General features: G+C 68.1%; 17 protein-coding genes and 1 tRNA gene. 7 read left to right on the top strand and 11 right to left on the bottom strand.

Annotated features, from left to right (window positions below; all coding sequences use genetic code 11):
• Positions 1-12 precede the first annotated feature (12 nt).
• Positions 13-9,333, bottom strand: a complete 9,321-nt coding sequence (locus AB0L82_RS01030) for a fatty acid synthase subunit beta domain-containing protein (protein ID WP_364629091.1) — start codon at positions 9,331-9,333, stop codon at positions 13-15.
• Positions 9,334-9,722: 389 nt separating this feature from the next.
• Between AB0L82_RS01030 and AB0L82_RS01025 the strand changes: the two genes are divergently transcribed.
• Positions 9,723-9,804 (top strand) — tRNA-Leu (locus tag AB0L82_RS01025).
• A 133-nt stretch (positions 9,805-9,937) separates the two neighbouring features.
• Here AB0L82_RS01025 and AB0L82_RS01020 read toward each other — a convergent pair.
• A complete protein-coding gene (locus AB0L82_RS01020; RefSeq protein ID WP_364629088.1) occupies positions 9,938-11,686 on the bottom strand; it encodes a hypothetical protein in 1,749 nt (582 codons plus the stop codon).
• Positions 11,687-11,795: 109 nt separating this feature from the next.
• Here AB0L82_RS01020 and AB0L82_RS01015 point away from each other — a divergent pair, with 109 nt between their 5' ends.
• Both AB0L82_RS01015 and AB0L82_RS01010 read left to right on the top strand, forming a co-directional pair.
• Positions 11,796-12,392: a phosphoribosylanthranilate isomerase gene (locus AB0L82_RS01015; RefSeq protein ID WP_364629085.1), complete on the top strand. Its 597-nt coding sequence runs from the start codon at positions 11,796-11,798 to the stop codon at positions 12,390-12,392.
• A gap of 107 nt (positions 12,393-12,499) precedes the next feature.
• Positions 12,500-13,015, top strand: a complete 516-nt coding sequence (locus AB0L82_RS01010) for a TrmH family RNA methyltransferase (protein ID WP_364629083.1) — start codon at positions 12,500-12,502, stop codon at positions 13,013-13,015.
• A 24-nt stretch (positions 13,016-13,039) separates the two neighbouring features.
• On the opposite strand, the gene AB0L82_RS01005 is transcribed toward AB0L82_RS01010, so the two are convergent.
• Entirely contained in the window at positions 13,040-14,122 is a 1,083-nt protein-coding gene (locus AB0L82_RS01005) for an Lrp/AsnC family transcriptional regulator (RefSeq protein ID WP_364629081.1), read from the bottom strand.
• Positions 14,123-14,218: 96 nt separating this feature from the next.
• Here AB0L82_RS01005 and AB0L82_RS01000 point away from each other — a divergent pair, with 96 nt between their 5' ends.
• Positions 14,219-15,646 carry an MFS transporter gene (locus tag AB0L82_RS01000; RefSeq protein WP_364629079.1) on the top strand — a complete coding sequence of 476 codons (1,428 nt, stop codon included), beginning with the start codon at positions 14,219-14,221 and terminating at the stop codon, positions 15,644-15,646.
• On the opposite strand, the gene AB0L82_RS00995 is transcribed toward AB0L82_RS01000, so the two are convergent.
• From AB0L82_RS00995 to AB0L82_RS00960, 8 genes are all read right to left on the bottom strand, one after another.
• The gene (locus AB0L82_RS00995) at positions 15,643-16,674 is read right to left on the bottom strand and encodes an alpha/beta hydrolase family protein (RefSeq protein ID WP_364629076.1); all 1,032 of its coding nucleotides are present in this window, start codon (positions 16,672-16,674) and stop codon (positions 15,643-15,645) included. The genes AB0L82_RS01000 and AB0L82_RS00995 overlap by 4 nt on opposite strands.
• Positions 16,675-16,850: 176 nt before the next feature.
• Positions 16,851-18,470 (bottom strand): hypothetical protein, encoded by a 1,620-nt coding sequence (locus AB0L82_RS00990; RefSeq protein ID WP_364629070.1) that lies wholly within the window; start codon positions 18,468-18,470, stop codon positions 16,851-16,853.
• Between the two features lie 284 nt (positions 18,471-18,754).
• Positions 18,755-19,996, bottom strand: a complete 1,242-nt coding sequence (locus tag AB0L82_RS00985) for an MAB_1171c family putative transporter (RefSeq protein ID WP_364629067.1) — start codon at positions 19,994-19,996, stop codon at positions 18,755-18,757.
• 5 nt (positions 19,997-20,001) lie between these two features.
• Positions 20,002-20,553 carry a hypothetical protein gene (locus tag AB0L82_RS00980; RefSeq protein WP_364629064.1) on the bottom strand — a complete coding sequence of 184 codons (552 nt, stop codon included), beginning with the start codon at positions 20,551-20,553 and terminating at the stop codon, positions 20,002-20,004.
• Between the two features lie 3 nt (positions 20,554-20,556).
• Positions 20,557-21,012, bottom strand: coding sequence for a hypothetical protein (locus AB0L82_RS00975; RefSeq protein WP_364629061.1), 456 nt, complete (start codon positions 21,010-21,012; stop codon positions 20,557-20,559).
• Positions 21,013-21,189: 177 nt separating this feature from the next.
• Complete coding sequence (locus AB0L82_RS00970; RefSeq protein ID WP_364629058.1) at positions 21,190-22,368, bottom strand: cytochrome P450; 1,179 nt, start codon at positions 22,366-22,368, stop codon at positions 21,190-21,192.
• Positions 22,369-22,416: 48 nt separating this feature from the next.
• The gene (locus AB0L82_RS00965; protein WP_364629055.1) at positions 22,417-23,160 is read right to left on the bottom strand and encodes a hypothetical protein; all 744 of its coding nucleotides are present in this window, start codon (positions 23,158-23,160) and stop codon (positions 22,417-22,419) included.
• Between the two features lie 66 nt (positions 23,161-23,226).
• Entirely contained in the window at positions 23,227-23,841 is a 615-nt protein-coding gene (locus AB0L82_RS00960) for an NAD(P)-binding domain-containing protein (protein ID WP_364629053.1), read from the bottom strand.
• 115 nt (positions 23,842-23,956) lie between these two features.
• Here AB0L82_RS00960 and AB0L82_RS00955 point away from each other — a divergent pair, with 115 nt between their 5' ends.
• The 3 genes from AB0L82_RS00955 (at position 23,957) to AB0L82_RS00945 (ending at position 26,916) form a co-directional block, all read left to right on the top strand.
• Positions 23,957-24,763 carry a DUF1460 domain-containing protein gene (locus AB0L82_RS00955; protein ID WP_364629051.1) on the top strand — a complete coding sequence of 269 codons (807 nt, stop codon included), beginning with the start codon at positions 23,957-23,959 and terminating at the stop codon, positions 24,761-24,763.
• A 133-nt stretch (positions 24,764-24,896) separates the two neighbouring features.
• Positions 24,897-25,937 (top strand): LacI family DNA-binding transcriptional regulator, encoded by a 1,041-nt coding sequence (locus tag AB0L82_RS00950; RefSeq protein ID WP_364629047.1) that lies wholly within the window; start codon positions 24,897-24,899, stop codon positions 25,935-25,937.
• A 25-nt stretch (positions 25,938-25,962) separates the two neighbouring features.
• Positions 25,963-26,916: a sugar ABC transporter substrate-binding protein gene (locus tag AB0L82_RS00945; RefSeq protein ID WP_364629044.1), complete on the top strand. Its 954-nt coding sequence runs from the start codon at positions 25,963-25,965 to the stop codon at positions 26,914-26,916.
• Positions 26,917-26,963: the final 47 nt, after the last annotated feature.

The following is a 26,963-nucleotide window of genomic DNA, read 5'->3' as shown; positions in this document are numbered from 1 at the left end:
AGTATTACCGGATTACCGGCAGGCCGGTCCCGGCGGCACCGCGACATAGGTTGCGTCCGAACCCAATCGGGCCTGCGGCGAGAGCAGCAGATCCGCTTCGAGCTGACGCGACTTCTTGGCCGGGGTGCCGTCACCGCCGAGGCGGCGATCCGCCGGGCGCTCGTACAGCGGCGCGCCGCCGCACATGGCCTCGGTGAGGCGCTGACGTCCGGCGAGCTGACGCTCTTGCGCCTGACGCTGGTACGCCTCGCGCTTGTCCGGATCCAGCGCCGCGATGAACGCCTGCGGATGCACGATGGCCACCAGTCCCGATACGTGGCCGAAGCCGAGCGAGGTGACCAGACCGGCCTTGAGCGGGAAACGATCTCCCATCTCCATGGCCTCGCGGACCCACACCAGGTGCGGGTACGCCCGCATCTTCTCGTCCACGCAGTCCAGGCTGCGGTTGGGCGGGATGACGCCCTGTTCCAGCACCTGGCACAGGCCGATCATCTGGAAGGAGGCCGCGCCGCCCTTCGCGTGACCGGTGAGGGTCTTCTGCGAAATCACGAACAGCGGAGCGCCTTCCGAGCGGCCGATGGCATCGGCGAGGCGCTCGTGCAGCTCGGACTCGTTGGGATCGTTTGCCGCGGTGGAGGTGTCATGCTTGGAGATCACCGCGATCTCGTCCGGGGTGACGCCGAGCTTGCGAAGTTCCTTGGCCAGCTTGGATTCCGCGCCGCCGCGACCCGCGCCCAGCGCACCCAGTCCGGGGGCCGGGATGGAGGTGTGCACGCCGTCCGCGAAGGACTGGGCGTACGCGACCACACCGAGCACCGGCAGGCCCATCTCCAGCGCGACGGTTCCGCGAGCGAGCAATACCGTTCCGCCGCCCATGGATTCGACGAAGCCGCCGCGACGGCGATCGTTGGCCCGGGAGAAGTAGCGGTCGCTGATGCCCTTGGCGGACATGACGGCCGAATCGGCGGTGGCGGACATATCACCGAAGCCGACGATGCCCTCGATGCCGAGATCGTCATAACCACCGGCCACGACCAGATCGGCCTTGCCCAGCTTGATCTTGTCCACACCCTCCTCGACGGAGACCGCCGCGGTGGCACAGGCGGCGACCGGGTGGATCATGCCGCCGTAGGAGCCCACGTAGCTCTGAACCACGTGCGCCAGCGCGACGTTCGGCAGCGCCTCCTGCAGGATGTCGTTGGCGTGCGGCTCACCGAGCAGGTTGTCGATGTACAGCGAGCGCATGGAGGACATGCCGCCCATACCGGTGCCCTGGGTGTTGGCCACCAGCGACGGGTGCACCCACTGCATCAGCTCGGCGGGGCTGAAGCCCGAGCCCAGGAACGCGTCCACGGTGCAGACGATGTTCCACAGCGCCACGCGGTCAACCGAATTCGCCATATCGGCGGAGATGCCGAAGCGGGTCGGATCCCAGCCGGTCGGGATCTGGCCGCCGACAACGCGGGACAGCTTGGCCTTGCGCGGCACCCGAATCTCGGTGCCCGCCTTGCGCGTCACCTGCCAGTCGCCGGTGCCCTCGACGGGTGTGACGACCGTCTGCTCCGGGTTGGCGGCGTAGAAGGAACGCGCCTCGGACTCGCTGTTCACCACGAAGGACAGGTCCTTGTCCAGGAACACCGAGGTGAGCAGCGGAGCGGTGTTGTCCAGCATCTGACCGTCGTCGGCGTACCGGCGCACACCACAGCGCTCGACCACGGTGTCGTGGTAGCGCTCGGCGAGCTCGGATTCGTCTACGTAGTCACCGGATTCGACGTCGTACCAACCCGGCTTGGGATCGTTCTCCCAGGTGACCAGGCCGGTGGTCCAGGCCAGCTCCAGCACGCCCGCGGCGGAGAGCTGATCGGAGACCTCCATCTCGAAGCGGGTGCGCGCCGAACCGTAGGGGCCCAGCTCGCCCGCGCCGACGATGACGACCATATCGTCGAGATCGGCTGTGACCGAACCCCATTCGGGGACGGGCAGCTTGGAAGACAGCGTCGGCGGTGCGGGCAGCGCCGAAATCGTCTTGGCGGCAACGGCTTCGGCATCCTCGGCCGCCTCGGCCTGTTCGCGCGCCTGCTTGGCGAGCGCGGGCAGGTCCAGCTTGGCGCGCGCCAGGCCGCCGGTCAGATCGATCTGCTGCGGTCCGGACGCGGTGACGATACGAGCCCGCGAGGTGCACCACTTGAGCAGCTCATCGGCCATCTCCAGGGTGGACCAGGTGTGCACGCCCGCCGCTTCCACGGCCTCGACCAGCGGATCGTTACCGCCCATGAGGCCGGTGCCGCGCACCCAGCCGATGAGCGCGTGCACCAGGGTGACCCGCTCGGACCAGGTCTTCTCCGCGCGCCACTTGGCGACCACGGCATCGAGCGCGGCCTTGGATTCGCCGTACGCGCCGTCGCCGCCGAACATGCCGCGGTTGGGCGAACCCGGCAGCACCACATGCAGTTTGGCTTCGACATTGTGATCCGCGCCGAGCTTGGACAGACCGCCGATGAGACGCTCCACCGACCAGAGCAGAACGCGCATCTCCATTTCGGCGCGGGCCCCGGCGTCGGCCAGATCACCGGCGACGCGAGGTGCGGCGAACGGCAGCAGCAGCGTCGGGATCATGGCCTCCTTGACCAGAACCTTCGCGCCACCGGCATTGTCGACCTGCTCATTGCCGATCCAGTCCATGAGGGCGTCGATATCGGCATAGGAGGCCATATTCGCGGGCACCACCCAGAGGGCCGCGCCGTTGCGGGCGTTCTCGCGGTACAGCTTCTTGTAGAAGGCGATGCGATCATCGTTCAGCGAGGAGGTGGTGACGACGACGGTCGCGCCGCCGGCGAGCAGGCGTCCGGTCGCGGCGGCCGCGATGGAACCCTTGCTCGCGCCGGTGATCACGGCGATGTCATCGGACCAGACGCCCGGATCGGCCTTGGTCAGCGCGGCCTCGGCGATCTTGCCGTAGAGCCCGGCCAGCACCGAGCGGGCCTCGCCCATGGCGCGGGTGCGCCACCAAGTGGCCTGTGCCGCAACGGCTTCCCCGGCGCCGATGTAACCGTCGATGTCGTGCTCGCCATCGCTGCCGAACCACAGGCGCGCGAGATCCTCACGCGCACTGGCCCAGCGGTCGTCGATGAGCAGCGCCTTGCGGGCGTCGAACGCGGGGGCGACCAGGCGCGGCCAGTCGGTGCCGAGTTCGGCGGAGACCAGATCGACGAGCGAATCGTCGGAGGCTTCCGGCGCGGACACCTGCTCGCTCAGGCCCAGCTGCTCCAGCACCACGCGGGCGGCGGTGGCCAGCACACCGTTCGAACCGGTGATCTGCTCGGTGAATTCGCCCAGCGCGGCGGCGTCGACGGTCGCACCGCCACCGCCACCGGCGGACGGCATGGATACCGCGACACCCCGGCGCGCGGCCACGGCCTGCACGGCGGCATCGATCGCGGCGTCAACGGCCGCACCGTCATTGAGGCCACCGGACACCAGTCCGCCCAGATCGCCGCCGCGTACGGACGCGCCTTCGCGGGTGCCGAGCGACACCTCGGCGGTGACATGGCTGGCCCAGCCGTCGCCCAGTTCCCAGACCTTCTTGACGCGTTCGGCGATGGCGGCGGGCCGCTTACCGGACGGGCCGAAGACCTTGCGCAGGTGATCGCCGATGGAATCGGAGAGCACCGAACCGAACGGCTTGTAGGTGCGGGCCAGGCGGTCGACCGTATTGGCCAGCGCGCCCATATCCGCATCGGCCGCACCGTCGATCGCGCCCAGCGAAAGTTCCGCGCCGAGGTCGACGAGCAGCTGATTGCGGCGCGAGGAGACGCCGTCGCACAGTCCCTCGATGGTGTCGACCGGGCCGATCTGATCCATCCGCAGCTTGGTCCACAGCGCGATGAGCACGCGGGTGGCGTCGGCGGCGGCGAAGCCGATGTCGTCCGGACGCGGGCCGCCGGTGGCGGCCGGGGCGGCCGCGGGGGCGGCGGCAGCGGCGGGAGCCGTTGCGGCGGAAGCGGTCTCGGCCGGGGTGTCCTCCGGCTCGTCCACAGGTGCGGGATCGGTATCGGTCGAGTACACGATGGCGGCTTCGCGCTCGATATTGAGCACCTCCACCGTGGTGTCCGAGAACGCGGGCAGCTTGAGGGTGTTCGAGGCCAGGTTCGCGACGGTGGGCGTTGCGGCCAAACCGACTTCGACGAACCGCTCGACGCCCAGGCCACCGTGCTCGGCATCGGTGAACAGCAGATCCTGGGTCTCGATCCAACGCACCGGGCTGGCGAACTGCCAGGCCAGCAGCTCGACCAGCACCACGCGGCACAGCTCGGTCGGCCGGGCGGCCCAATCGTCCCAATTCGCAAGCACTTCGGCGAGCGGTTCGGACGGCACCAGGTCGGCGATCTCCTGGATGAAATCGCGCTCCAGGTTGAACAGTCGCGGCACCAGGTTCGGAATGTAGCGTCCGACAAGGAGTTCCGGGTGCAGGTCGGCGGGCAGCAGGCCCTCCAGCTTGATCCGGAATTCCGGCACACCGGCGCGCAGCACGGTGGAGTGGAACGGCACATCGATGCCCGGGATCACCACGAAGGCGCGCTTACCGCCGGTTTCGGCACGCAGCCGCTCGATTTCGGTTTCGAGGGCCTCGAGTCCGGCGACGGTGCCCGCGATGGCGTACTGCGAACCGCGCAGGTTGAGGTTCACCACCTCGAGGAACTCACCGGCCTCCTCGCCGATGCGGTTCACGAACGGGATGACCTCGTGATCGGCGATGCCGATCTGCGACGGGCGGATGGCGGCCATCCGATAGTCGCTCAAGCCCTGGGCATTACGCGGCACCAGCTCGTGCATGGCGGAGCCGCGCTGGAACACCACCTCGAGCACGGCGTGCAGCGGCAGCACCCCGGCCACGGCCGAGAGCGCGTTGTACTCACCGACGGAATGCCCCGCGAGCATTGCCCCTTCGATGAAGGCACCGGCCTCGCGCAGTTCGGCGACCTGGGCCACGCCGAGGGTCGCCATGGCGACCTGGGTGAACTGGGTCAGGTGCAGGACGCCCTGCGGGTGGCGGTATTCCACGCCCCGCGCCTTGAGATAGGTCGGGTTATCGCGCACCACGGCGAGAATGGAGAAGCCCAGGGCCTCGCGGGTGTGCTTGTCCGCCTCGTCCCAGACCTCCTTGGCGGCCTTCGAGCGGGTGCGCGCGTCCAGACCCATCCCCTTGGTCTGAATGCCCTGGCCCGGGAAGGCGTAGACGGTCTTGGGCGGTGCGACGCGGCCGGTGCCGGTCATGACGAGATCGCCCTCGATGCGGCAGGAGACCTCGATGATCTCGGTGCCCTGATCCACCGCGACGCGCTCCACGCGCACATCGATCTGCGCACCGGGGCGCACCATGCCGAGGAAGCGGGTGGTCCAGGCGGTGAGGGTGCGCGGGGGCACCTTGTCCCCGGAGTCGATCGCCGAAACAGCATGCTGCGCGGCGGCGGACAGCCACATGCCGTGCACGATCGGGCTGCCGAGACCGGCCAGCTTGGCGGCGGCGTCGGAGGTGTGGATCGGGTTGTGGTCGCCGGAGACCTGAGCGAACGCGGCCATGGCGCGCGGTGCGGTCAGGGTGACATCGCGGCGGCGGCGACGCGGGGTGTCGGTCGCCTTGTCCGACAGCGAGCCACCGGCGCGCGGCGGATCGGAGAGTTCGCCCGCACCGGTGCGGCCGCGAATGGCGAAGCGCTCGGTGAGGGTGGCGACGGTCGGCATGGACATGCCGGTTTCCGGCTTGTCGAGCATGCCGGAGATGCGCACGCGCACCTCGACGACGCGGCCCATATCGGTGTCGATGGTCTCGCCCGCTTCCGCGCGGACGGCGAGAACGCTTGCGGCGGAGGGCAGTTCGCCGATGAGCTGGATCTGGTGATCCAGGTGCACCAGGTCCAGCATGCCCTCGATGACGCTGCGGTCATCGGCGGTGCGGGTCGCGCCGAGCACCGCGAAAACCGCCGGCCAGCAAGCGCCGACGAGCACATCGGGCACGGTGCGGCCGAGGGTGCTGAGGCTGTCCGGCAGGCCGGATCCGGTGACACCGGCGTGATCGGCGATCAGGTCCGGGCTCCACGCGACGTTGAAGTGCGCGACCTTCGCGCCGTCGACATTCTTGACCTCGGGCAGCGACTGTCCGGCGGCCACGGCCAGCAGCGCCGACATGGCGGTGGTGGCGTCGTCCTCGGTGATGACCGGTGCGCCACCGTTGTACACGCTCACGGGCACGGTGACGCGGATGCGCACGGCGTCGCGGCCGAGCAGCGGGACGGCCAGTTCGACGTAGGCGTGATCATCCTCGGGACCGGCGATCGGGGTCAGGGTGGCGCCCGTCGGCGGGTGAATCGCGCCCTGTCCGTTCAGGGTCCACTCGCCGAGATCACCGAGGCGGTGCACCGGGTTGACGGTGGTGCGACCCGACCACTGCACATCCGGTGCGGCCAGCACGATATCGATGGCTCCGGCGGTGACGGCGGCGCGGCGGCGGCCGTCCACGGCGGCCGGGACGACACCCGCGCGCACCAGCGAGTAGGCGGTGTCCTGTTCGAAGCGGTCCAGCAGTTCACCGACCGGCTCGTCCACGCGGGTGATGCCCGCGACGGCGACGGTGCCGGGGATGACGCACACCTGATCGGCGCTGTAGCGCGGATCATGGGCCTGCCACAGCGAATCCGAGCGCCACCAGCGGCGCACATCGCCGTCGACGACGGGTACGAAGTTGACCGGCTTGCCGGGGGTCTTGCACAGGCTGGTGAAGAACGGGACGTCCGCGGGGTGCAGCACGGCCTCGGCGATGGCCGGGTACTGCTCCTTCAGGGTGCAGATGGCCTTGACCGGGGTCTCGAAGTCCGCGTCATCCGCGAAGAGGGTGTCGATCTGCCCGCGGTCGGCCGGGTTGAGGCGGGATTCGGTGCGGCGCACCATTTCCGCGAATCGGTCGCGCCAGGTGATGTCCAGCCAGACCGAGGCGGTGGCGTCGGCGATGGCGGAGGCGAAATCGCCGCCGCAGTCGAAATCCCGGCGCCGGTCCAGGCCGACGGCGAGCTCGACGTAGCGCTCCAGCCATTCCAGATAGGTCATGGTGGCGACATCGCCGAAGTACGGCTTGGCGGTGCCGTTCAGGGCGGTGATGATCTCGTCGCGGCGCGCGGCCACGGCGTCGGCGTCACCGGCGACCTCGTCCAGCAGGCGGCCGGTGCGCGAGGCGGAGTTGTCGATCTCGTGGATGTCCGCGCCCAATTGGCTGCGGCCGGAAGCCATTCCGCCGATGGCGGTGCCCGCGCCGACCCAGTCGGGGGTGCCGGGCGTATCGACCAGCAGCTGCTTGACCTCGGGCGTGGTGGTGGCCTCCAGGGTGGCCATGGCGGCGGTGCCGACCAGCACGCCGTCCAGCGGCATGACCGGGTAGCCGTAGCCCTGCGACCAGGAGCCGGTGAGGTACTGGGTGGCGCGCTCGGGGGTGCCGATGCCGCCGCCGACGCAGACGATCACATTGGCGCGGCCGCGCAGTTCGCCGTAGGTCTCGAGCAGGAGGTCGTCGAGGTCCTCCCAGGAGTGGTGGCCACCGGCGCGGCCGCCCTCGATATGCATGATGACCGCGTAATCCGGTGCGGCGTCGGCGATTCGGAGCACGGCGCGGATCTGCGCCACGGTGCCCGGCTTGAACGCGACATGCGTGATGCCGACCTCGGTCAGCTCCTCGATGAGGGCAACGGCCTCGTCCAGCTCCGGAATACCGGCGGTGACGATGACGCCGTCGAACGGCGCGCCCGCGCTACGAGCCTTCTGTACCAGGCGCTTTCCGCCCAGCTGCAGCTTCCACAGGTACGGGTCCAGGAACAGCGAGTTGAACTGCACCGAGCGGCCCGGATGCAGCAGCGTCTTCAGCTCGGCCACACGGTCGGCGAAGATCTGCTCGGTGACCTGACCGCCACCGGCCAGCTCGGCCCAGTGGCCCGCATTGGCCGCCGCCGCAACGATTTTCGCGTCGACGGTGGTGGGGGTCATGCCCGCGAGCAGGATCGGCGAGCGACCGGTGAGCTTGGTGAACGCGGTCTCCACGACCACGCGGCCATTGGGCAGGCGCACCGGCTTGGGCGCGAATTCGGCCCAGGCGGGGGCGATTTCGGGGGCCGCGCCGGGGGTGAACAGGCTGCGCTGGCCCGGGCGGGTGGAGGCGGCGAGCACGCCGACGCCGGTGCCCTTGAGCGATCCGGCGGTCAGGCGGGTGAGCAGATCGCCCGGGCCGAGGTCCAGGATCCACTGCGCGCCCTGGGCGACGGTGTCATCGACGATGGCGACCCAGTCGATCGGATCGACGAGCACTTCCTGCGCGAGGGCACCGGCCAGTTCGGCGTCCAGGCCGCACTGCCCGGCCCAGCCGGTGACCAGATCGACGGTCTCGGCGAGCGCGGGGTGATGGAAGGCGACCTCGACCGGAATGTCCTCGAAGACCGGTGCGAAGACCGAACCGCCGCGCTTCTTTGCATCGCGCTCGGCGGATTGTTCATCGTGAATCTCGGCGGCGCGGCGGCGAACTCGATCCAGCTGCGCGACCGGGCCGCTCAGCACGGCGCGGCGGCGGCCGTTGCGGATGGAGAGCACGGCGGCCTTCTCGGCGTCCACTCCGCGCGAGACCTCGTCCACGACGGCCTGCAAACGCTCGGGATCGACATTGGAGACCGCGACCATGGGCGAGCGGTCGCCGATCGGCATGAGGCCGCGGCGGCGGGCAACCAGTCCGGCTGCGGCGCCGATCAATTGGGCGATGGCCAGCAGTTCGGCATCGCGCTGTCCGTGCGCCTGCGCGGCGGTCGCGGCGATCCGGCCCTGTGAGTGCCCGATGACGGCGGCCGGAGCCTGGGTGGCGATATCGAGGCCCTGCAGGCGCAGCGCCCGCAGTGCGGCGATCTGGGTGAGGAACACACCGGGCATGGAGACCGCGGCGGAACGCAACACCTGCGCGGAGGGCGCCGCCGACACCTCCCCCTGATCCGGGTCGGCGAGCTCTTCCTCGAGCATCCAGCCGACGGGGTCGAAACCGACCGGGCGCACCACGAGCAGTTGCGCGGCAACCGGTTCCAGTTTGGCGGCGGCCTCGTTGACCAGTGCGGTCAATTCGGGCTCGAGCGCACTGTCCCGCCCGATTTCCTCGAGCTCGGTGAGCCAGGCGGCGCCCTGTCCACCGAAGGCCAGCGCGTAGGGCGCACCCCCCAGCAACCGATCGAGCAGCGACGACCTGACTCCACTATCCCGGTTCTGTCGGGCCCGTTCGGCCTTCGATCCGGTTCCGGTGCTCTCGTTGATCGTCAAGACTTCGACTTCCTTCTCCTGGCGTCCCCGTCCCCACAGGACTGGGCCGCGCTCACGGTGCGCAGGTGTTCCTCCGGCCAACTGGCCCTGGTAGACGCCGAGGATTCCACAAAATCATGAGGTTCTCCTCATGTTTGGTTACCGCCCCAAGACCTACCCTCGAGTATTTCGGCACGGTCGTACCAGAATGCCCGCAAACATGACCCTCCCTCATGTTTGAACCCGCTGGTGAGGCCGGTTACACCCGTGTAGGAAATATGAGGGCCCCTCATATTGCCGTTTATCAAATCGTTATAATCCCTGGTAGGGTTACCGACCAGTACGCCACACCGACCCGATGCTTCGCGATCCTCGTTTCGCCCGGTAAAGTTTGGACGGTCGTACCGTTAGCGCGAGTGGCGAAATTGGCATACGCGCCAGATTTAGGTTCTGGTGTCCACGGACGTGCGGGTTCAAGTCCCGCCTCGCGCACAAGAAATCCCGGCATACCGCCCATCGGGCAGTAGCCGGGATTTCCCATTTCAGCGCGGTTGCCAGACGCCTCCGGCGCCCTCCCGCAATCATCGGGCAAATGCGACTTCGCTTCGGGTCTCGGACGATTCGGTCATCCCAGACCGCGGATGAACAGCGCCAGCTGCCAGGCGCTGTGGTCGGGTTGGCCGTCGTTCTGGGTGAGGGCAGCGCCGATGGTGTCGACGTGGTTGTAACCGGGGAGGGTGACGACGGTGGCCAGGGCGGGGGTGGGGAACAAGGTGCCGGTCGCGGGCGGGACGGGGCTGTCGCCCGCCCAGGCCACGAAATTCGGCTTGAGACGGCTCATGCCGTGGTAGCGAAGCACTGCCCGGTCGCCGCCGCGCGCGCCGCCGTAACCTGCGGCGATATCGGTGATCACGCGTAGGGGGAAGTAGGTTTCCCAGTAGCCGCCCGGGGAGCCGGAGGCCAATTGCCTTGCCACATCACCGATGTCGGCGACTTCGTGACCGGGCGCGGTGTAAGGGACGCCGGTGACGTCGTTGTAGTTGCGCCAGGTGTAGAGGGCGGTGCGGTCGGTCGGGGCGACACGGCGCTGGGGTCCGGCGGTGATGCGGAGGAAGTTGCCCAGGAGTGGGAGCTGGGTCAGCTCACCGGGATTCGGGAAGGTCTTGTCCTGGACGGGACCACCGGAGAGTGCGCCCACCCCCTGCTGAAAGAGGGAGAAGTTGGAGGAGTTGTTGTCGATCAGGACGCCGAGCAGTGCGGTATTGGTGAAACGGTAGTCGCGCAGGGTGCCGGAGCCGTCCGCGCCGCCGGTGGCGAACGCCGACCAGGTGGGAGCGCCGAGCAGATTCAAGGTGCCGTCGATGTCCGCATCGCGCGGAAGATGCGACAGCAGTTGGCTTTCGCCGTCGGGGTCCAGGTGCGCGGCGAGTCCGGCCAGGCGGAGCAGGAAGAAGGCGCGGGTGCCCAGGCCGGGGGCGGGGCCGAAGATACGAGGCAGGACATTGACCTTGAATCCGCCCTGCAGGATCGAATCCAGCGGGCCGACAAGGGCATTGGTGATGTCGTGCAGGATCGGGGTGTTCTGCAGCGCGACCGGGTCCGAGGAGACCATGGAGTCCTGCGCGGCGAAGGCGGCGCATTGATCAGCGCCGGGACGGCCGTCGAAGTCCCAATCGGAGAAGAAGCCGGTGACCAAGCCACCCAAGGAGATTCCGGTGCACACGAATTTGCGCTGCCGGTCGGCCAGGGCGGGGATCTCGTGCAGCATCACCTCGTACTGGTCACGCAGGACGCGGTCCAGGCCCATGTAGTCGAGCACGGGCAGATCCGCGGAGGTGCGGAAACCAGCGAAGCGTTCACCGTCGATGGGCAGGCCGTTGAAGTAGTAGTCGACGGCGTCGAGGTAGTTGCCGGTGCGCAGCGCGTAATCGAAACCGCGGGTTTCGTCGAGGCAGGCGCTGCGCCGGGCCAGCGCCCAGTATTCGATGCGCTGCCCCTGTGCGATCGCCGAATGCACGGTGTTGAAGGCCACGCTGTCGGAATTGACCGCACCGCCGTGCAACCCCTGCTGCTGGATCACCACGTGCGCGGCGTCGTCCGGGTCCGCGGAACCGTCCGCCGGGCGATAGCGCAGGAATCCGACCCGGTCACAGCTCGCCGGATGCGCGGGCGCGGCGGCGGGCAGCGGGAGTGCGAAGCTGACGTAGGAGGTGACGATGCCGTCCCGCGTGGACAGCTCCTGTTCCTGCCGATCGGTCGCCGCGCTCACCGGTTCCGGATCGGCGGCGGCCACACCGGTGACCCCGCCCGCCGCCAGCAGCACCGCCATCAGCACGCCCGCCGAAATACGCACGCGCCGAACAACTTTGTTCATGTGTTGCACGCTGCCAACGAATTCGGGCGGCCGCCATGGGGAATCCCCCGAGAAACACCCCGCGGCACCCGGCACAGTGCCCAACTCGCGCCGGGATACGGTTTTCGGCATGTTCGTGAAGCTGTGTGGTCTGCGCACCGAGGCCGATGTGGCCACCGCCGTGACGGCCGGAGCCGATGCGGTGGGGTTCGTCTTCACCGCGAGCCCGCGCCAGGTCGAGGTGGAGCGGGTGCGCACGCTGCTGACCGGGGTGCCCGCGCATGTGCTGTCCGTCGGTGTCGTGCACGGTATCTCGGCGGCGCAGGCGGGTGAGCTGGCGCGTTCGGCGGGTGTGGACGCCCTGCAACTGCACGGGTCGTACGATGCGGCCGCCTTCGCCGAACTCTCCGATTTCCGGCTCTTGCGCGCGACCGCGCTGACGGCCGATACCGATGTGCGCACCGGCGCGTACGGCGAGGAGTGGCTGCTGTTGGACTCCCCGCAGGCGGGTTCCGGCGAGCGCTGGGATCTCGGCGCGCTGGAGCGGACCCGGCCCACCGGGCAATGGCTGCTCGCGGGCGGGCTGTCCCCGTCGAATGTGGCCGAGGCCATCGCCGCCGCGCAACCGTGGGGTGTGGATGTGTCGAGCGGTGTCGAGTCCAGTCGCGGTGTGAAGGATCACGGCCGCATGCGCGAATTCGTCGCGGCGGCCCGCGCCGGTTCCTGAGGTATCGTTGACGCACCGATTGTTCTCGACGATGGCCCCGATGCGCCGCCAAGCATCGTTCCTATGAAACTTGTTTTCTCCCAGGGGAAGAGCGTTCCCTCCCGCCGATGACCGCCGCGCGACTGCGGTCGCGAGGTGAGTTGCGCAGACAGCGGCGGCCGGGTGCGCACGGTTGCTGGAATCATCTGATCGCCGCCCCGCTCTGGCCCAAACACGGGGTGAACCTGGGCACGCTGTTGCGCACCTGCGATGCGGTGGGAGCCTGTTTGGCGGTGCCCCGATTGCCCTGGGTGCCCGAGGCTTTGAGCCGCGGCAACACCCTGCGGCATCACCAGTGCGTGCACTGGGTCGACGGCCGGGTGGATCGCTGGCTGGAACGGCAGCGGGCCGGGTCCGCGGTGGTCGGAGTGGAGCTCACCGATGAATCGATTCGGCTGGCGGATCTGCCGGTGGCGCGGCGGCGCACCGTGATGGTGCTGGGCAATGAGGGAGACGGGATTCCGCCGGAGGGTTTGGAGCTACTGCACGTGGCGGTGGAGATTCCGATGGTGGGCACCGGATCGAGTCTCAATGTGGCGGTGGCGGGTTCACTGGTGCTCTACAAACTCGCCGGACTGTGTTGAGGCGCAGCATTTTTCGTACAACACTCACTTCGCGGCGGAACGGGTGCGGGCCGGGCGGGCGGCAAGTGGTTTCGGATGCGCCAGCTTGCCGCCGGTGGTGCGGGCCCCGGCCTGCTTCAGGCGGTGCAGGACCGGGGAGAGCTCGAAACCGTGAATGCCCTCCAGCGCTGACATCTCGGTGGTCACGTACCGGTAGAGCGCGGTGGTGCTGTCCGTCTGGAGCACGGCGAAGATATTGAACGATCCGGATATGGCCGCGGCATAGGTGATTTCGTCATGTTCGGCGACGGCGCGGCCGACCGCTTCGAGGTGCGCGGGCGCGACCCGCAGCCACAGGAATGCCGCGGTGCCCGAACCGGCCACGGCGGGCGCGATATCGAGATCGAAGTACAGCACGCCACCCGCCCGCAGCGCGGCTATGCGGCGGGTGACGCGGCCGATGCTCATCCCGGTGGCCCGGGCCAGCACGGTGTAGCTGGTGCGACCGTCGCGGGCCAGCAGTTCGAGCAGGACGCGATCCGACTCTCCGATACGGAGTTCGGCCTCGGCATATTCCGCTGCGCGGGAACTGGATTCGCGGTCGGTCCCTGGAATCGACTCGCCGCCCACACCAGCGTTCGCGGCGAATTGGCGCCCGCGCCAGTCGATTACATCACCGCGCACGAAGCGGTGCAGGATCATCGCGGCGGTGATGTCATGCACGGGGGCGCTGCGCTGCAACCTCTGCACCAGGAGATCGTCCCGGTCCCGCTGACTGCGCGGGTGCAGTGAGAAGACGATCTCCGCACCCGCGTCGGCGATGCTGATCCAGGCCGCGTCATCGCGTTGGGCTAGCGCCTCGGCCACCGCGAGCGCGCCGTCCGGGCGGCAGTGCAGGCGAATGATCCAGTCGCTCTCGCCGAGCGCACGGGCGTCGACCGCACCGATCACCCGGACGATGCCGTCCCGGCGCAGCCTCCGGTAGCGCCGGGCGACGGTCTGTTCGGCGACTCCCAGCCCGGCGGCGATATGCGCGAACGGGATACGGGGTTCCAGCTGGAGGGCATGCACGATTCGCGCATCCAGCGTGTCCAGCATGGCGGTTTCAGGCGTCGGAGCGGCTGTCACAGCACGAAATGTACGCCGAATCCACTGCCGGGCGACCGAATGCGTGGTCGATTCCGATACTCGACGCCTCATCAATGCTTCGAGAGGACAACGACATTGCGTAAATGGTTACCGCTGCTGACGGTGTGCCTGGGCACCTTCATGCTGCTGATCGACGTCACCATCGTGAACGTCGCACTGCCCGATATGCGGACCGACCTGGACGCCTCCTTCGGTGCGCTGCAATGGGTGGTGGACGGTTACGCCCTCGCCATGGCCGCGCTCATGCTCGGCGCGGGTGCGATCGCCGATCTGGCCGGACATCGCCGCACCTATCTGGCCGGGCTGGCCCTGTTCGCCACGGCGTCCCTGATCTGCGGGTTGGCCCCGAATCCCACGGTGCTCATCGCCGCGCGGATCGTGCAGGGCATCGGCGCGGCCACCATGTCCTGCACCACGTTCGCGCTGTTGAACGCGGCTTACGCGGGCCGGGATCGCGGTGCGGCATATGGCATGTGGGGTGCGGTGGCGGGCGCGTCCTCGGCCATCGGCCCGATCATCGGCGGTCTGCTCACCGAGATCGCGTCCTGGCGCTGGATCTTCTTCGTGAATCTGCCGTTCAGCGTGCTCGCCATCGCGCTCTGCCTGCTCGTGCTCACCGAAGGTGAACGCGCACAGCGTAACCGGATCGATCTGGCCGGTATGGCGATCTTCACCGCGAGCGCCGCCACCGCGACCTACGCCCTCATCCGCGCCAATGAGCACGGCTGGACCAACGCGCTCACCTGGTGGCTGCTGCTCGGCTCGGCCATCGCCCTCGCGGCCTTCGTAGTGATCGAAATCCGCACGGAGCAACCGATATTGGATCTCACCCTGCTCCGCGACCGCTTCTTCACCGGTGTGCTCATCGCGGGCGCGACCCTGTATTTCGCGGCCTTCGCCGCCCTGATGTACACCCAGATCTGGATGCAATCCAGCCTCGGCCTGACCCCGATCGCCGCGGGCGCGGTGGGACTCCCCCTGTCCCTCATGGCATTCCTGGTCTCGGGCTCCCTCGGCAAATACCTGCACGGCGACAATCCCGGCCGCATCATCGGCGCGGGCCTGGCCCTGATCGCCCTGGGCGGCGCGATCGGAGCCCTACTCGTGCACGGCGATGCGAGCTGGCCCGCCCTCATCCCCGGCTCCCTGCTGGTAGGTGCGGGCGTCGGCCTCGCCACCGCCACCCTCAGCTCCGCCGCCATGTCCGCGGTCCCCTGGCATCGCGCCGGAATGGCAACGGGCGCACTCAATACCGCACAGCAACTCAGCTTCGCCCTCGGCATAGCGGCTCTCGGCGGCCTCTTCACCCACCGCACCCACCACATCCTCGACAACCCCGCCACCACCGCCGCCGGCGTCCAACTCACCCTCGCCGTCAGCGGCACGATCGCCCTACTCGGCGCACTCCTGACCGCCTTCCTGATGCGCCGCCCGAAACATTATGCAGTACAAAATGATTCGGCTGGCCAGATGGCGACTGCCGCGGGGACGCGGTCGCGCTAGAGGCCGAGGCCGTGGGCTAGCACGGGCCAGGATGCCTTCAACTCGTCGTCCCAGTAGCCCCAGGAGTGGGTGCCGTAGGGGCGGAGGTTGACGGTGGCGGGGATGTTCAGGGAGGTAAGGCGGTCGGCGAGGATTCGGGTGCACTGGTCGGTCGCGGCTTCGATGATGCCGCCGACCAGGACCTGGTTCACCAGGGCGCCCGGGCCCGCGCCGACCAGGCCGCGGCCGCCGGATTTGTCGTAGGGGCCGGGCAGGCCGTTGCCGCTGGAGAGGTAGAGGTCGAGGCCGCGCAGGGATTCGGCGTTGAGGTAGGGGTCGTTGGCGGCCCACATGGGGTCGCCGGGCGGGCCGTACATATTGGCGGCGTCACCGGCGCTGTAGGCGACGGTGAGGCGAACGTAGGCCTGGCCGAGGGGGTCCGAGATCTGGGCGCAGCCGCTGTAGGCGGCGACGGCCCGATACAGACCGGGGCGGGCGATGGGGAGTTGCAGCACCGAGGTGCCCGACATCGATACGCCCGCAATGGCATTGCGGCCGTTCGCGCCCAGGGCGGTATCGAGCAGGGGCGGGAGTTCATCGGTGAGGAAGGTTTTCCATTTGACGATGCCCAGCCGAGGATCCGGATTCCGCCAATCCGCGTAATAGGATGCCGCGCCGCCGATGGGCTGCACGACATTGACCTGCTTATCGGCCAGGAAATCCGTCGCGTGCGTTTGCCGATCCCAGGAGCCGGGCCCGACGCCGCCGCTGCCGCCACTGAGCAGATACAGCACCGGGCGCGGTACGGAGGTGTCGGAGGGGCGCTGCACCTCGACGGTGAATTCGCTGTCCATCGCGGCGGAGAAGACGGTGATGACCCAGTGCCGGACATCGTCGACGTGAATGCTCACCACGTGCGAATCACCGGGCGCGTTCGTCTCCGGATCGGCGGCGGCCACGGGCAGCGGTGCGAACGACTGCGGCGTCATCGCGGCGACGGCTACGGCCAGAAGTACGGCCGCGCCCCGAATTGTCCAGCGAATACGCACGTTCGAGCCCTATTTCTACTGCGCCGCCGCACCCGGAAGCGCCGCGGTGAAACCACCGATTGCCGCCGCCGCCCGCACCGCGATGGGAGCGGTGCGGGCGGTGGCGCGGCGAGTCTGGCACCCCGTGGCCAACGGCAGGTTTCGGAGGGCTGTCGGGCAGGGGACACGCGGAGGTCTCAGGGCTGACAGTTCACCGGGATGGCGGCGAGGTCGATGCGTGGACCGCCCGCGGCGAGGCAGGGCTGTGCGATACCGTCGAGTGTGCCCGGCCCGAATCGCACCGCCGGACGGGTGTTTCCGCCGCTGTTGCGGGCGTGAATGAGCGAGCCGCCCGCTCCGGCGATGGCGGTGCGGGTGACGCTGCCGCGCATATCGGTGTCACCGATATTGATGATGGCGAGGCCATTGGCCGCCGTACCGCCGATGGAACTGTCCCGAATATCGAAGACCAGTTCGGCGGTGGCCGGGCCGGGACCGGTCGGGGTGTAGCCGATCAGGCCGATCCCGTCGGCGCTGCACTGGCCGAATTCGGAATTGGTGACGGTGAGATCGGTGTGCGCGGTGCGGCCGAAGTTGGTGGTCACCAGGCAGGTGCCGAGATTGGCGGGAATCAGCGGATTGAGCGCCGCCCCCGGGAATGACGAGTGCCGGGCGCGCACACCGTCGAGGGTCAACGATTGGCGAGCACCGCCCGGGCTGAGGTTGTAGTTCTCGATCACGTCACCGCTGACATTGTCGAAAGTGCTGTCGGTGACGGTCACCCGGCTCTCGGGCGCACCGCTCGTGGTGACGTATTCGAGTCCGTTGGCGGAGAAATTGCCGTCGCCGTCGCGGAACTCATTGCGGTCGACGGTGACATCCAGCCGCGCGCGACCGAGCGGATTGATGAACACCCCTTCGCTGTCGGCGAGGTGGTTGAGCGGTGAACTCGGCGGCGCGATATCGAGCTGTCTGTTCCCCGACAGTTCGGCCGTGAGCCGCGCGTCATCATCGGCCTGCAACCCCAGCGCGAGGACGGACAGTTTCGCCAACCCGAGGTTGATATCGCGGGTGGTATTGCCGATGATCTGTGCGATCACCCGGCTGACGCCACGGGCGCGAATATCGATGCCGTCTCCGCAGGCGGTGTCGTGCACGGTATTTCCCTCGATGCGCACGGTGCCCGCCGCCGTGGCGAAATCGGTCATGATGCCCGCCCAGCCGTTGTTCAGCGTGATGAAGTCCGGCAGCGGATCGATGGCGACCCCGAGCGGAATGGTCGGCGGCAGACTGAACGGGCCGATCATGAACCCGTCCGCGCACTGCTGATTGGTGGCGGAAACGCTGTTGCCGCTGATCACCACATCGGCGGCATCGCTGCCGTAGATGCCGCCCCGCCGCGCCCCGTCGATGACGAGGTTGCGCACCTGTGCACCGGGAGCCAGGCGCACCGCGTCACCGTCATGTGCGCCGGTGCTGTTCGTAATGCGCGGCAGCGGAGCGTCATTCGCCGCGCCGATGACCGCGTCGCCGCCGCCGATGAGCCGCTGAGCGGGTTTCAGCGCGATACCGCCGTCCAACGGACGCACGCCGGTTGCGACCGGCTGTACGACAATGGTGTCGCCGGGCCCCGCCGCGGCCTCGACGCCCGCCAGCGAATCGAACGGCGCGTCCACCGTGCCGGTGCCGCCCGGCGCGGCCGCCGCGCTGACGTACCACGTCGCCGAATCCGGTTGCGCCTGAGCGATTCCCGCCACGTGCGGCGCACAGGCGAGTAGGGCGAGCGCGCAGATGCGGGCGGGGGTGCGATGCTTCATTGTGCTCCGGGGGGTGTGGCGCGGTATTGCACTGCACACTTCCAGGCCCCGGGCGCACGGTCATCGGGCAGATCACCAGGAGAACAACCGCGCTGTCGTGCCCGTGCACAAATGCGGGCACAGCGCCGCAACCGGCTCGCAGCCCGGCTACGAGAACCCGGCGCCAGCGGTCGAATATTCGGAACACACTGCGGGTCAAAACATTTGGACGGGCGTGATGTTCGAGAAGGGGATACCGAACATCACGCCCGCACCGGAAAGGATAGCGGTAACAGGCGATTTCGTCAGGTGCGAGTTGCGTCGCCTGCGGCCGCCGCGGCGACAGGATATTTGCGGTACGCCTCCGAAACCGCCCCCAACCAGGTGATTTCCCCCAGGAAGGTGGGCTTGGCGGGGCGGCGAAAGATCTCACCGCGATCGATCGGGGTATCCCCACGCCCGAACGCATCGAGCGCGAGGGCGATGCGCGCCGCCTCGACGGCCGCCTCCCGATCCGCGCTTCGCACGTGCATACCGTCCACGATTTCGATTGCGCGCGCGGTAATTTCGGGACTCAGGTGCGGTTGCAACAGCAGCAGGCCGTCCCGGATCTCGATGACCCGGCGGTACAGCCGGTCCCGCGCCGCGCGCCGGGTCACCGGTGCGGCCGCCGCCACCTCGGGAGCCGCCGCCCGCAACGCCAGCCACAGCGGACGCAGCCGGGGCAGCGCCCGCGCCCGCTGGACCGCCGCCATCGCCTGCGGCAGCAGCGAGGGGCATAGATAGCCGAGCAGCATGATCGCCGCGCCGGCACTGGCGAAGGCGGGCGCGATCTCGATATTCAACCGGCGGGCGTCGACGCCGGCCCAGGCCGCGATCAGCGCGGCGATCTTGCCGACGCTGTAACCGATGGCGATCGCGGATCCGGTCACCAGCAGCACCAAACCGCGTCGCAGCCAAGGCTGTTCGCGCACCAGCGGCAGCCAGGTGCGGCACAGCAGCACGATGCGCAGCAGCGACAGGGTGTAGGCGCACAGGTAGATGCCCAGGAAGACGTCGACCAGCGGAACGGTCGCGTAGTGATAGTCGAAGTCGGTCGCGTGCGGCTCATCGTGCACCGGGGCGGCGCAGAACAGCGCGACCATCGCGAGCACGACCACCACATTGACCAGAATCACCCTGCGCGCATTGATATTTCGCCCCGCGATCGGGCCGGCCACCGCCGTGTCCGGTGCGGATTCGGCCTCCGATCCCGCGACGGCGTCCGGTGCGACCAAATATGTCGTCCAGACTAACTGCGCCAGTGTCGCGGTGGCGATGGCCGAATAGACGATCAGCGTCGCCAGATTCGGGATACCGCTGATCCGGCTGATCCATTCGTAGGTCTGCGGTACCGCCGCCTCGAAACCCAGTGCCGCGCAAGCGATGGCGACGGCGACCGCCCATCGCGACGCGAAGCGGGTACCGCGCAGCGCCAGCATCAATCGCCAGCCGAAGACCAGTACCGCCAATACGCCGACGCTGCCGTACACCAGGGCGAAATGCATTGCGATCAGTCGATTCCCGGTCCGAGCGTATCGAGCAGGCCGCGGATATCGGCGGGCGCGTTCTCGGGCAGCACCCATTCCGCGCGCGGCGTCCAGCGGGTGATGTGGTGTGCCATCAGCAGATCCGCGATGTGCTCGGCCTCGCGCTCCTCATGTTCGGCCGAACAGCTGCGCCCGAGCATGCGCCGTACCACGGCGGGATCGATATTGGGCGCGAGCAGGCGCAGCGCATCCTGTCCGGTCACCGTCACCGGTTCGTGCCCGGCGAGCAGATGCCCGAACTCATGGCAGACGATGTGATCCTGATGCAGTTCGCTGGTATTGCTCTGATAGGCGAGGAAGTCGATATCCCGGGTCACCAGCAGTCCGCCCGAAAGTCCGGCCACCGGAAAGGGTTCCGGCCGCAACCGCAGTGGCCGTCCGCGTCGCCGCGCGAGCGCCTCGGCCAGTTCCGCCACCGTGAAGCGGCTGGGCAGTCCCAGCCCGCGCAGTTCACGCCGCAGCCGCCGGTGCTCCATCATCGGATGCTCAGCGCCCTCCCAGACCGCGATCCGCATGGCTCACAAGTCTTCCCCATAGTTTTCGGCCTCGATCCGCCGCAGCATATCGAGCATGGCCGCGACCGTCTCGGCTCGGACGGTACCGTGCGCCAGCCCGTCCCGCAGCACCAGTTCCAGGGCCGCCGCATCGGCGGTTCCCTTGAGCGCGTTGATCAATGCGAGTTCGCGGGCGCGTGCGACGGCCAGTTCGGGATTGGTCAGCGGATCGAGGCTGTCCAGGCCGAAGTACCCGCGCAGCGCCTCGAGCGTTTCGAAGGACGGATTGACCGTCTGACCGGTGCGCAGTTTCCACAGATAGTTCGCCGACAGACTGACGCCGGTGGTGTGCTGGATATTCTCCGCCAATGCCCGATGGGTGATCTCCCCGTCCCGCCCCTGGCCGGTCACGGGCGGATGCATACCGGCGATCAGCGCATTGAGCGCGCGGGTGAACGGATGCTGTTGCGCGGCAACCATTCTGATCTTGTCTCCTGCAGTTGACAGTCGCGGTGACCCTGATCATATACTCATGCCTACTTCGTGATCGCGCACGAGCCGCTGCCCCCGAAGGGGAGGGCATCGACTCCCGTGCGGTTCGTACGCGAAGTCGAATGGGGCGACCAGAGTCGCTCGCCCCATTCATCGCCGATCACCTCATCGGGCCAGCACCGGCAATGCGAGCGGGCCGCGATGCCGGAACCCGCTGCGCCACGGCACATTCTGTTCGGTATCGGCCACTCGGAGCCGCGGCAGGTGCAGATACAACTCACCGAGTATCGAGGCCAGCACCGGGCGCAGCAACGCCGCACCGACGCAGGCGTGCGCGCCATGCCCAAGCGCCACATGTGGATTGGGAGCGCGGCGCACGTCCAGGGCCACCGCACCGTTCGATTCCACTGTGCCGGTGAATCGTTCGGGATCGTGATTCGCCGAGGCCAGGCAGAGCAGCACCGTCTCCCCCGCCACGATCGACCGCCCCGCGATCACCAGATCGGTTGTCGCGAAACGAGGACTCGCCAGCACCTGCGGGGACAGGAAGCGCAGCAGCTCATCCACCGCGACCGATCGATCGGCCGACAGCAGTTCGGCGAGCTGTTCGGGCCGGGTGGACAGGGTGAGCACCGCACCGGCGAGCACATCCATCAGCACCTCGTACCAGACGAACAGCAGGTAGAAGAGCAATCCGGGCAGTTCACCGGAATCGCCCGCCGTACCGCCGATTCCGGAGCACACCAGGCGGCCGAGCATGGTGTCGTCCGCACCGTCGCGACCGCGTGCGATGACCGCCGAGATAATCCGCTGCATGGCGGCCAGGGTGTCTCGCGCACGCGGCCGGGCGTCCGGGGCCATGGTGGCTTCGGCCCATGCCGCGAGCGAATCCCGTTCGGACTCGGGCAATCCCAGCAGTTCACCCAGAATCACGGCGGGCAGCGGCAGCGCCACCCGCTCCACGAAGTCGAATTCGGCCGCCCCGTTCACCTCCGCCACGCATTTGCCGACCAACTCCGCGGCCCGCTCGGACCAGTCCCCGGCCAGCCGCAGTTCGCCGACGACCAGGCTGCGCAGCCGCGCCAAATCGCTTGGCTCACTGGATTGGAAGACATCCAGCGGTTCCGGGACCGCGAAACCCCGATAGTCGTCACCGCGGCTGTACCGCAGATTCGTCGAGAGCCGATCGTCGAGCAATCCCGCGCGGACATCGGCGTAGCGGGTGATCAGCCAGGCGGGCGGACCGTCCGGCGTCGCGACCCGGTGCACGCCCCCGTCGTCCCGCAGCGAACGCAGCACCGGCCAGGGTTCGCGCGCGAATTCCGCATCGAAGATAGTCTGCACCGATCCATCATCGCCCAAGCGGTGCACAGCCATCATCCACCAAGCGGCTCAATGGGTCTCGCGCCAATCGGGCAGCACGTCCGGGTTGGAGCGCAGATATCTGAGCCCCTGTTTCATGTACACCCGCGGATTGGTGTCCAGATGCCGGGCCCAGACGGGTTTCGGATCGCCGCGCATCAGCGTCCAGCAGGCCAGTGCGTAGCCGAACATCGGCTGCGACAGATAGCCGAGCCGCTGCGACCGCCAGCCGCGCTGATTCTGGGAGAATTGCAGGGCCGCATTGGCATTGAAGACACCCAGGCCGAGGTAGACGGTCACCAAATCGGTGAGCTGTTCACCGTCGCGGCGGTCGCGATCGATGCGCCGCTCACCCAGCAGTCGTTCATGGGCGAGTTCGTGCGCGATCGCCGCCACCAGACTGAGCTGGGAGCGCAACCGCCCCATATCGAGGGAGACCACCGCGCGCCCGTGCTCCAGCCGATAGTGGCCCGCCTCGCCGTTCGCGGTGCCCTCCAGGAAGCTCATCCCCTCGGGCAGCGGGTCGCGGCCCGAATTGACCTCCACCACAAGGCGATCGCCGTGGACGCCCATGAATTCGCCGACGCTGTCCACCAGGGCGCGGACCTGCGGTTCGGTCCCGGAGTACGGGTCCGGGAACCATTCCGAGGTCGGCAGTACGACGGGCGTGCGCAGGGTGCGCGGGCCGAATTGCGCCGCGCACCAGCTCAGCATTTCCTCGACCCAGAGCCGTTCCAGCTCCCCCACCGGGCAGGTCGGCCTGAAAATACCCATTGCCGCATTATGTCCGGACTGGCTGGGAGCGCACGCCGAGCCGAATCACGGCCGAACAATCGCAGGTCAGCGAGTCACCATGCGGAATGCCATATCGCGGCCCAGGTTTCGGCCCATGGCCAGGGTGAGCCACAGCCGCATGACACCGTCGACCAATTCATGGTTCTCGCCGACGTAGACCGGATGCAGACCGACCGCGGTGATCAACGTTTCGACCTCCGGCCGATCCGATTCCGCGCAGGAGAAGAACAGATCCGCCGGAGCGCCGTCGATGATCGGGTTCTCGAAGAGCTCCGCACCGAGGCTGTTGAACGCGCGGACGTATCGGCAGTCCGGCGCGTATTCGGCGAATATCGCGGCGGCATTGGCGGGTGTTCCCATGACGTCATTGGTGGCGTCGAGCACCAGTTTGCCCGCCAGCGCCGATGCGTGCTCGCGGGCGAAATCGGCGACGGCCCGCGGTGGAATCGCCACCAGCACCGCGTCACCGCCCGCCACCGCATCGGCGACGCTGAAACTGTCCCGCCCCGGCGTGCGTGAGCCGTAGCCGACGCAATGCCCGGCGGATGCGAGCGCGTAACCCACCGCGCGACCCACCCGCCCCGTTCCGATGACCGCGACGCTCGCCCGTCGCACCCCATCGGCCCGCAGGCCCGGGCCCTGTAAATAGATGCTGCACATGTGAATAACGCTAGGTCGGAGGCGGGTTCCGGCGCTTCTCGATTCCTGACCGGTCCGGACCCGGCTACGGTGGGGAGCGAACCCGTTCACCGATCGACTGTTTCCCGGAGGCGACGTGCGCACCCTCACCCGCATACTGTTCGTCCTTCTGGTGCTCGCCGGTGGCGCCGGACTGCTGAGTCCCGCCGCCCTGGCCACGCCCGCCGCGACCATCGACGACGCGTCCGCGAGCAAGCTGGACGAGCTGCTGGCGCTGCGCAATTCCGCCGCGTCGGGAGCCACCAAGGGTGATCTGATCAATCTGCTGTCGGCGCGCTTGCTGGGCACCCCGTACGGCGCGAACATGCTGGTCGGGTCGGCCACCCAGCCCGAGGAACTGATCGTCGACCTGCGTCGCGTGGACTGCTTCACCTTCCTCGACTACGTCGAAGCCCTCACTCGCTCCAGCAACCGGGCCGACTTCCTCACCACTCTGACCGAGACCCGCTACACCAATGGCACGGTCGCCTTCGCGAATCGCAAGCACTTCTTCACCGACTGGGCGAACACCCCGCGCACGGCGGCCACGGATATCACCGCGGGGCTCACACCCGCGGCGGTGACGGTTCCCAAGCACCTCAATCTGAAGTCGGACGGCAGCGTGTATCTGCCCGGGCTGCCCACGGTCGATCGCAATATCACCTACATTCCGGCCGGGGCCGTCACCGATTCGGTGATCTCACAGCTGCGCACCGGCGATTATCTGGCCGCCTACGCCGATCAGCCCGGCCTGGATGTGACGCACGTCGGCATCTTCGTATCGACGCCCAATGGTCCGGTCTTCCGCAATGCCACCTCGCTCGCCGCGTATCAGGTGGTCGACACCCCGCTGCGCGAATACCTGGGCACCACACCCGGTCTCGTGGTGCTGCGGCCCAACTGATCGGCCGCTCGAGGCGCGATTCCACCGGCTCCGTTAGCCACGTGACGCGCTGCTGAAACGTTTTCCCGAATCCGCTCCGGCGGCGTCCGATTCGCTGCATACTCCTCAATCAACACGAGTTGATCGGGGTCATATGGTCACGCGGCGGGATGTGGCGCGGCTGGCGGGAACGTCGGAAGCCATGGTCAGTTACGTCCTGAACGATGGTCCGCGCGGGGTCGCCCCGGCGACGCGGGAGCGAATCCTGGCCGCGGTCAAGGAACTCGGATACCGGCCCAATGCGGTCGCCCGCTCGCTCAAGACCTCGCGCACCATGACGCTGGGGCTGGTGGTGCCGGACAACTCGAATCCGTTCTTCGCCGAATTGGCCAGGGCCATCGAGGATGTCGCGTTCGAGGCCGGATACACGCTACTGCTCGGCAATGCCATGGACCGGGACGAGCGCGAGGCCGCCTACATTCGAATATTCATCGACCGGCAGGTGGACGGGCTGATCGTCGCACCCGCGCACGGAATCGGCAGCTGGGTCACCGAACTCGCCGGAACCGCCGTGCCGCGACTGGTGCTCGATCGGGAATTGGAACTGCCCGGTGCGGCGCATGTACTGGTCGACAATGCGGGTGGCGCGTACGCGGCAACCGAACATCTACTGGGGCACGGGCTTTCGCGGATCGGCTGTATCGCGGGGGTGCCCGGTATCCATCCGACCGTCGATCGGGTCGCGGGGTGGCGACGCGCGCTCGCCGATGCCGGACAGCGCCCCGCCGACGAACTGCTGGTGCACACCGCGTTCGGGCGAGCCGAGGGCTATCGCGCGGGCCGGGCGCTGCTGGCCCGGCCGGATCGGCCCGAGGCGCTGTTCGTGGCCAGTGACGAGCAGGCGCTCGGAGTACTGCGCGCGGCGGCCGAATTGGGCCTGCGGGTGCCGCGGGACCTGGCGTTGTGCGCCTTCGACGGTATCGAGGGCAGCGCGTACACGGTGCCCGCGCTCACCACCATGCGGCAGCCCTTCGAACAACTCGGACGGGCGGCGGTCGAATGGCTGCTCGCCAAGATCGCGGATCCGGGATTGGCGCCCAGCCGGATCAGTCACGCCACCACGCTGGTCGCGCGCGGCTCCTGCGGCTGCCCGGACCCGCTCGGCGGTGATTCCGCGATCAGCGCCGGGCGCTAGCTCCACAAAGAGAGGTAAATCCGAAATGCAAAGAAGCACAGGGACGGTACTCGCCGTCGTGACGGCCGCGGCCGCGCTGGTATTGAGCGGCTGCGGCACCGAACAGACCGCCTCCGGTCCGTCCGGGGACTCCGGCGGGAAGCCCAAGGTCTGCCTGATCATGAAATCGCTGGCGAACGAGTATTTCCAGCAGATGCAGAAGGGCGCGAAAGAGCACGTCGACAAGCTCGGCACGCTCGATCTGCAGACCGCGGGCATTCAGAACGAGACCGATGTGGACGGGCAGATCGCACTGGTCGACAAATGCATCACCCAGCAGGTGCGGGCGATCGTGATCGCACCGGCCGATTCCAAGGCGCTGGTGCAGTCGGTGGTCAAGGCGAGCAAGGCCGGAATCAAGGTCGTCAATATCGATGTGGCGCTGGATCCGGACGCGCTGAAGGCCGCCGGTGTGGATATCCCGCTGGTGGGACCGGATAACCGCGCCGGGGCCAAACAGGTCGGCGATGTGCTGGCCAAGGCCGTACCGGGCGGGAAAGTCGTTATCCTGGAAGGCAATCCGGGCGCCGACAACGCACTACAGCGCAAGAACGGCTTCAACGACACCGTCGCCGAGGCGAAGCTGACGCTGCTGGATTCCAAGACCGCGCATTGGGAAACCGATGAGGCGTACACGGTATTCGGCAATATGCTCACCGCGCACCCGGATATCCAGGGTGTACTCGCCTCCAACGATTCCATGGCGCTGGGCGTGATCAAGGTGATCCAGGAACGCTCCGCGAATGTGAAAGTCGTGTCCATCGACAATATTCCGGCGGTCACGCCGTTCCTGAAGAACGGGCCCATGCTGGCCACCCTCGACCAGTACGGCTCCGAACAGGCGGGCGACGGTATCGACGTGGCCATGCAGCTGATCAATGGGCAGGCCGTCACCGGCTGGCAGAAGACCCGCATGAACGTGGTCACCGCCGGGGCGTGAGGGGCCCGGTGTGGACACGGCCGGGGTGGAGTCGATCCAAGCGACTC

Origin of the sequence: Nocardia sp. NPDC052001 (assembly GCF_040680615.1) — a bacterium.
GTDB lineage: Bacteria > Actinomycetota > Actinomycetes > Mycobacteriales > Mycobacteriaceae > Nocardia.
This window is presented reverse-complemented; position numbering and strand designations above follow the sequence as displayed.

Bases quoted from the DNA above. Each gene is read 5' to 3' on its own strand.
- AB0L82_RS00945 (WP_364629044.1), top strand. From the start codon at position 25,963: ATGCAAAGAAGCACAGGGACGGTACTCGCCGTCGTGACGGCCGCGGCC.
- AB0L82_RS00975 (WP_364629061.1), bottom strand. From the start codon at position 21,012: ATGGTTGCCGCGCAACAGCATCCGTTCACCCGCGCGCTCAATGCGCTG.
- AB0L82_RS01015 (WP_364629085.1), top strand. From the start codon at position 11,796: ATGTTCGTGAAGCTGTGTGGTCTGCGCACCGAGGCCGATGTGGCCACC.
- AB0L82_RS00960 (WP_364629053.1), bottom strand. From the start codon at position 23,841: ATGTGCAGCATCTATTTACAGGGCCCGGGCCTGCGGGCCGATGGGGTG.
- AB0L82_RS00985 (WP_364629067.1), bottom strand. From the start codon at position 19,996: ATGCATTTCGCCCTGGTGTACGGCAGCGTCGGCGTATTGGCGGTACTG.
- AB0L82_RS01010 (WP_364629083.1), top strand. From the start codon at position 12,500: ATGACCGCCGCGCGACTGCGGTCGCGAGGTGAGTTGCGCAGACAGCGG.
- AB0L82_RS01020 (WP_364629088.1), bottom strand. From the start codon at position 11,686: ATGAACAAAGTTGTTCGGCGCGTGCGTATTTCGGCGGGCGTGCTGATG.
- AB0L82_RS00950 (WP_364629047.1), top strand. From the start codon at position 24,897: ATGGTCACGCGGCGGGATGTGGCGCGGCTGGCGGGAACGTCGGAAGCC.
- AB0L82_RS00990 (WP_364629070.1), bottom strand. From the start codon at position 18,470: ATGAAGCATCGCACCCCCGCCCGCATCTGCGCGCTCGCCCTACTCGCC.
- AB0L82_RS00980 (WP_364629064.1), bottom strand. From the start codon at position 20,553: ATGCGGATCGCGGTCTGGGAGGGCGCTGAGCATCCGATGATGGAGCAC.
- AB0L82_RS00965 (WP_364629055.1), bottom strand. From the start codon at position 23,160: ATGGGTATTTTCAGGCCGACCTGCCCGGTGGGGGAGCTGGAACGGCTC.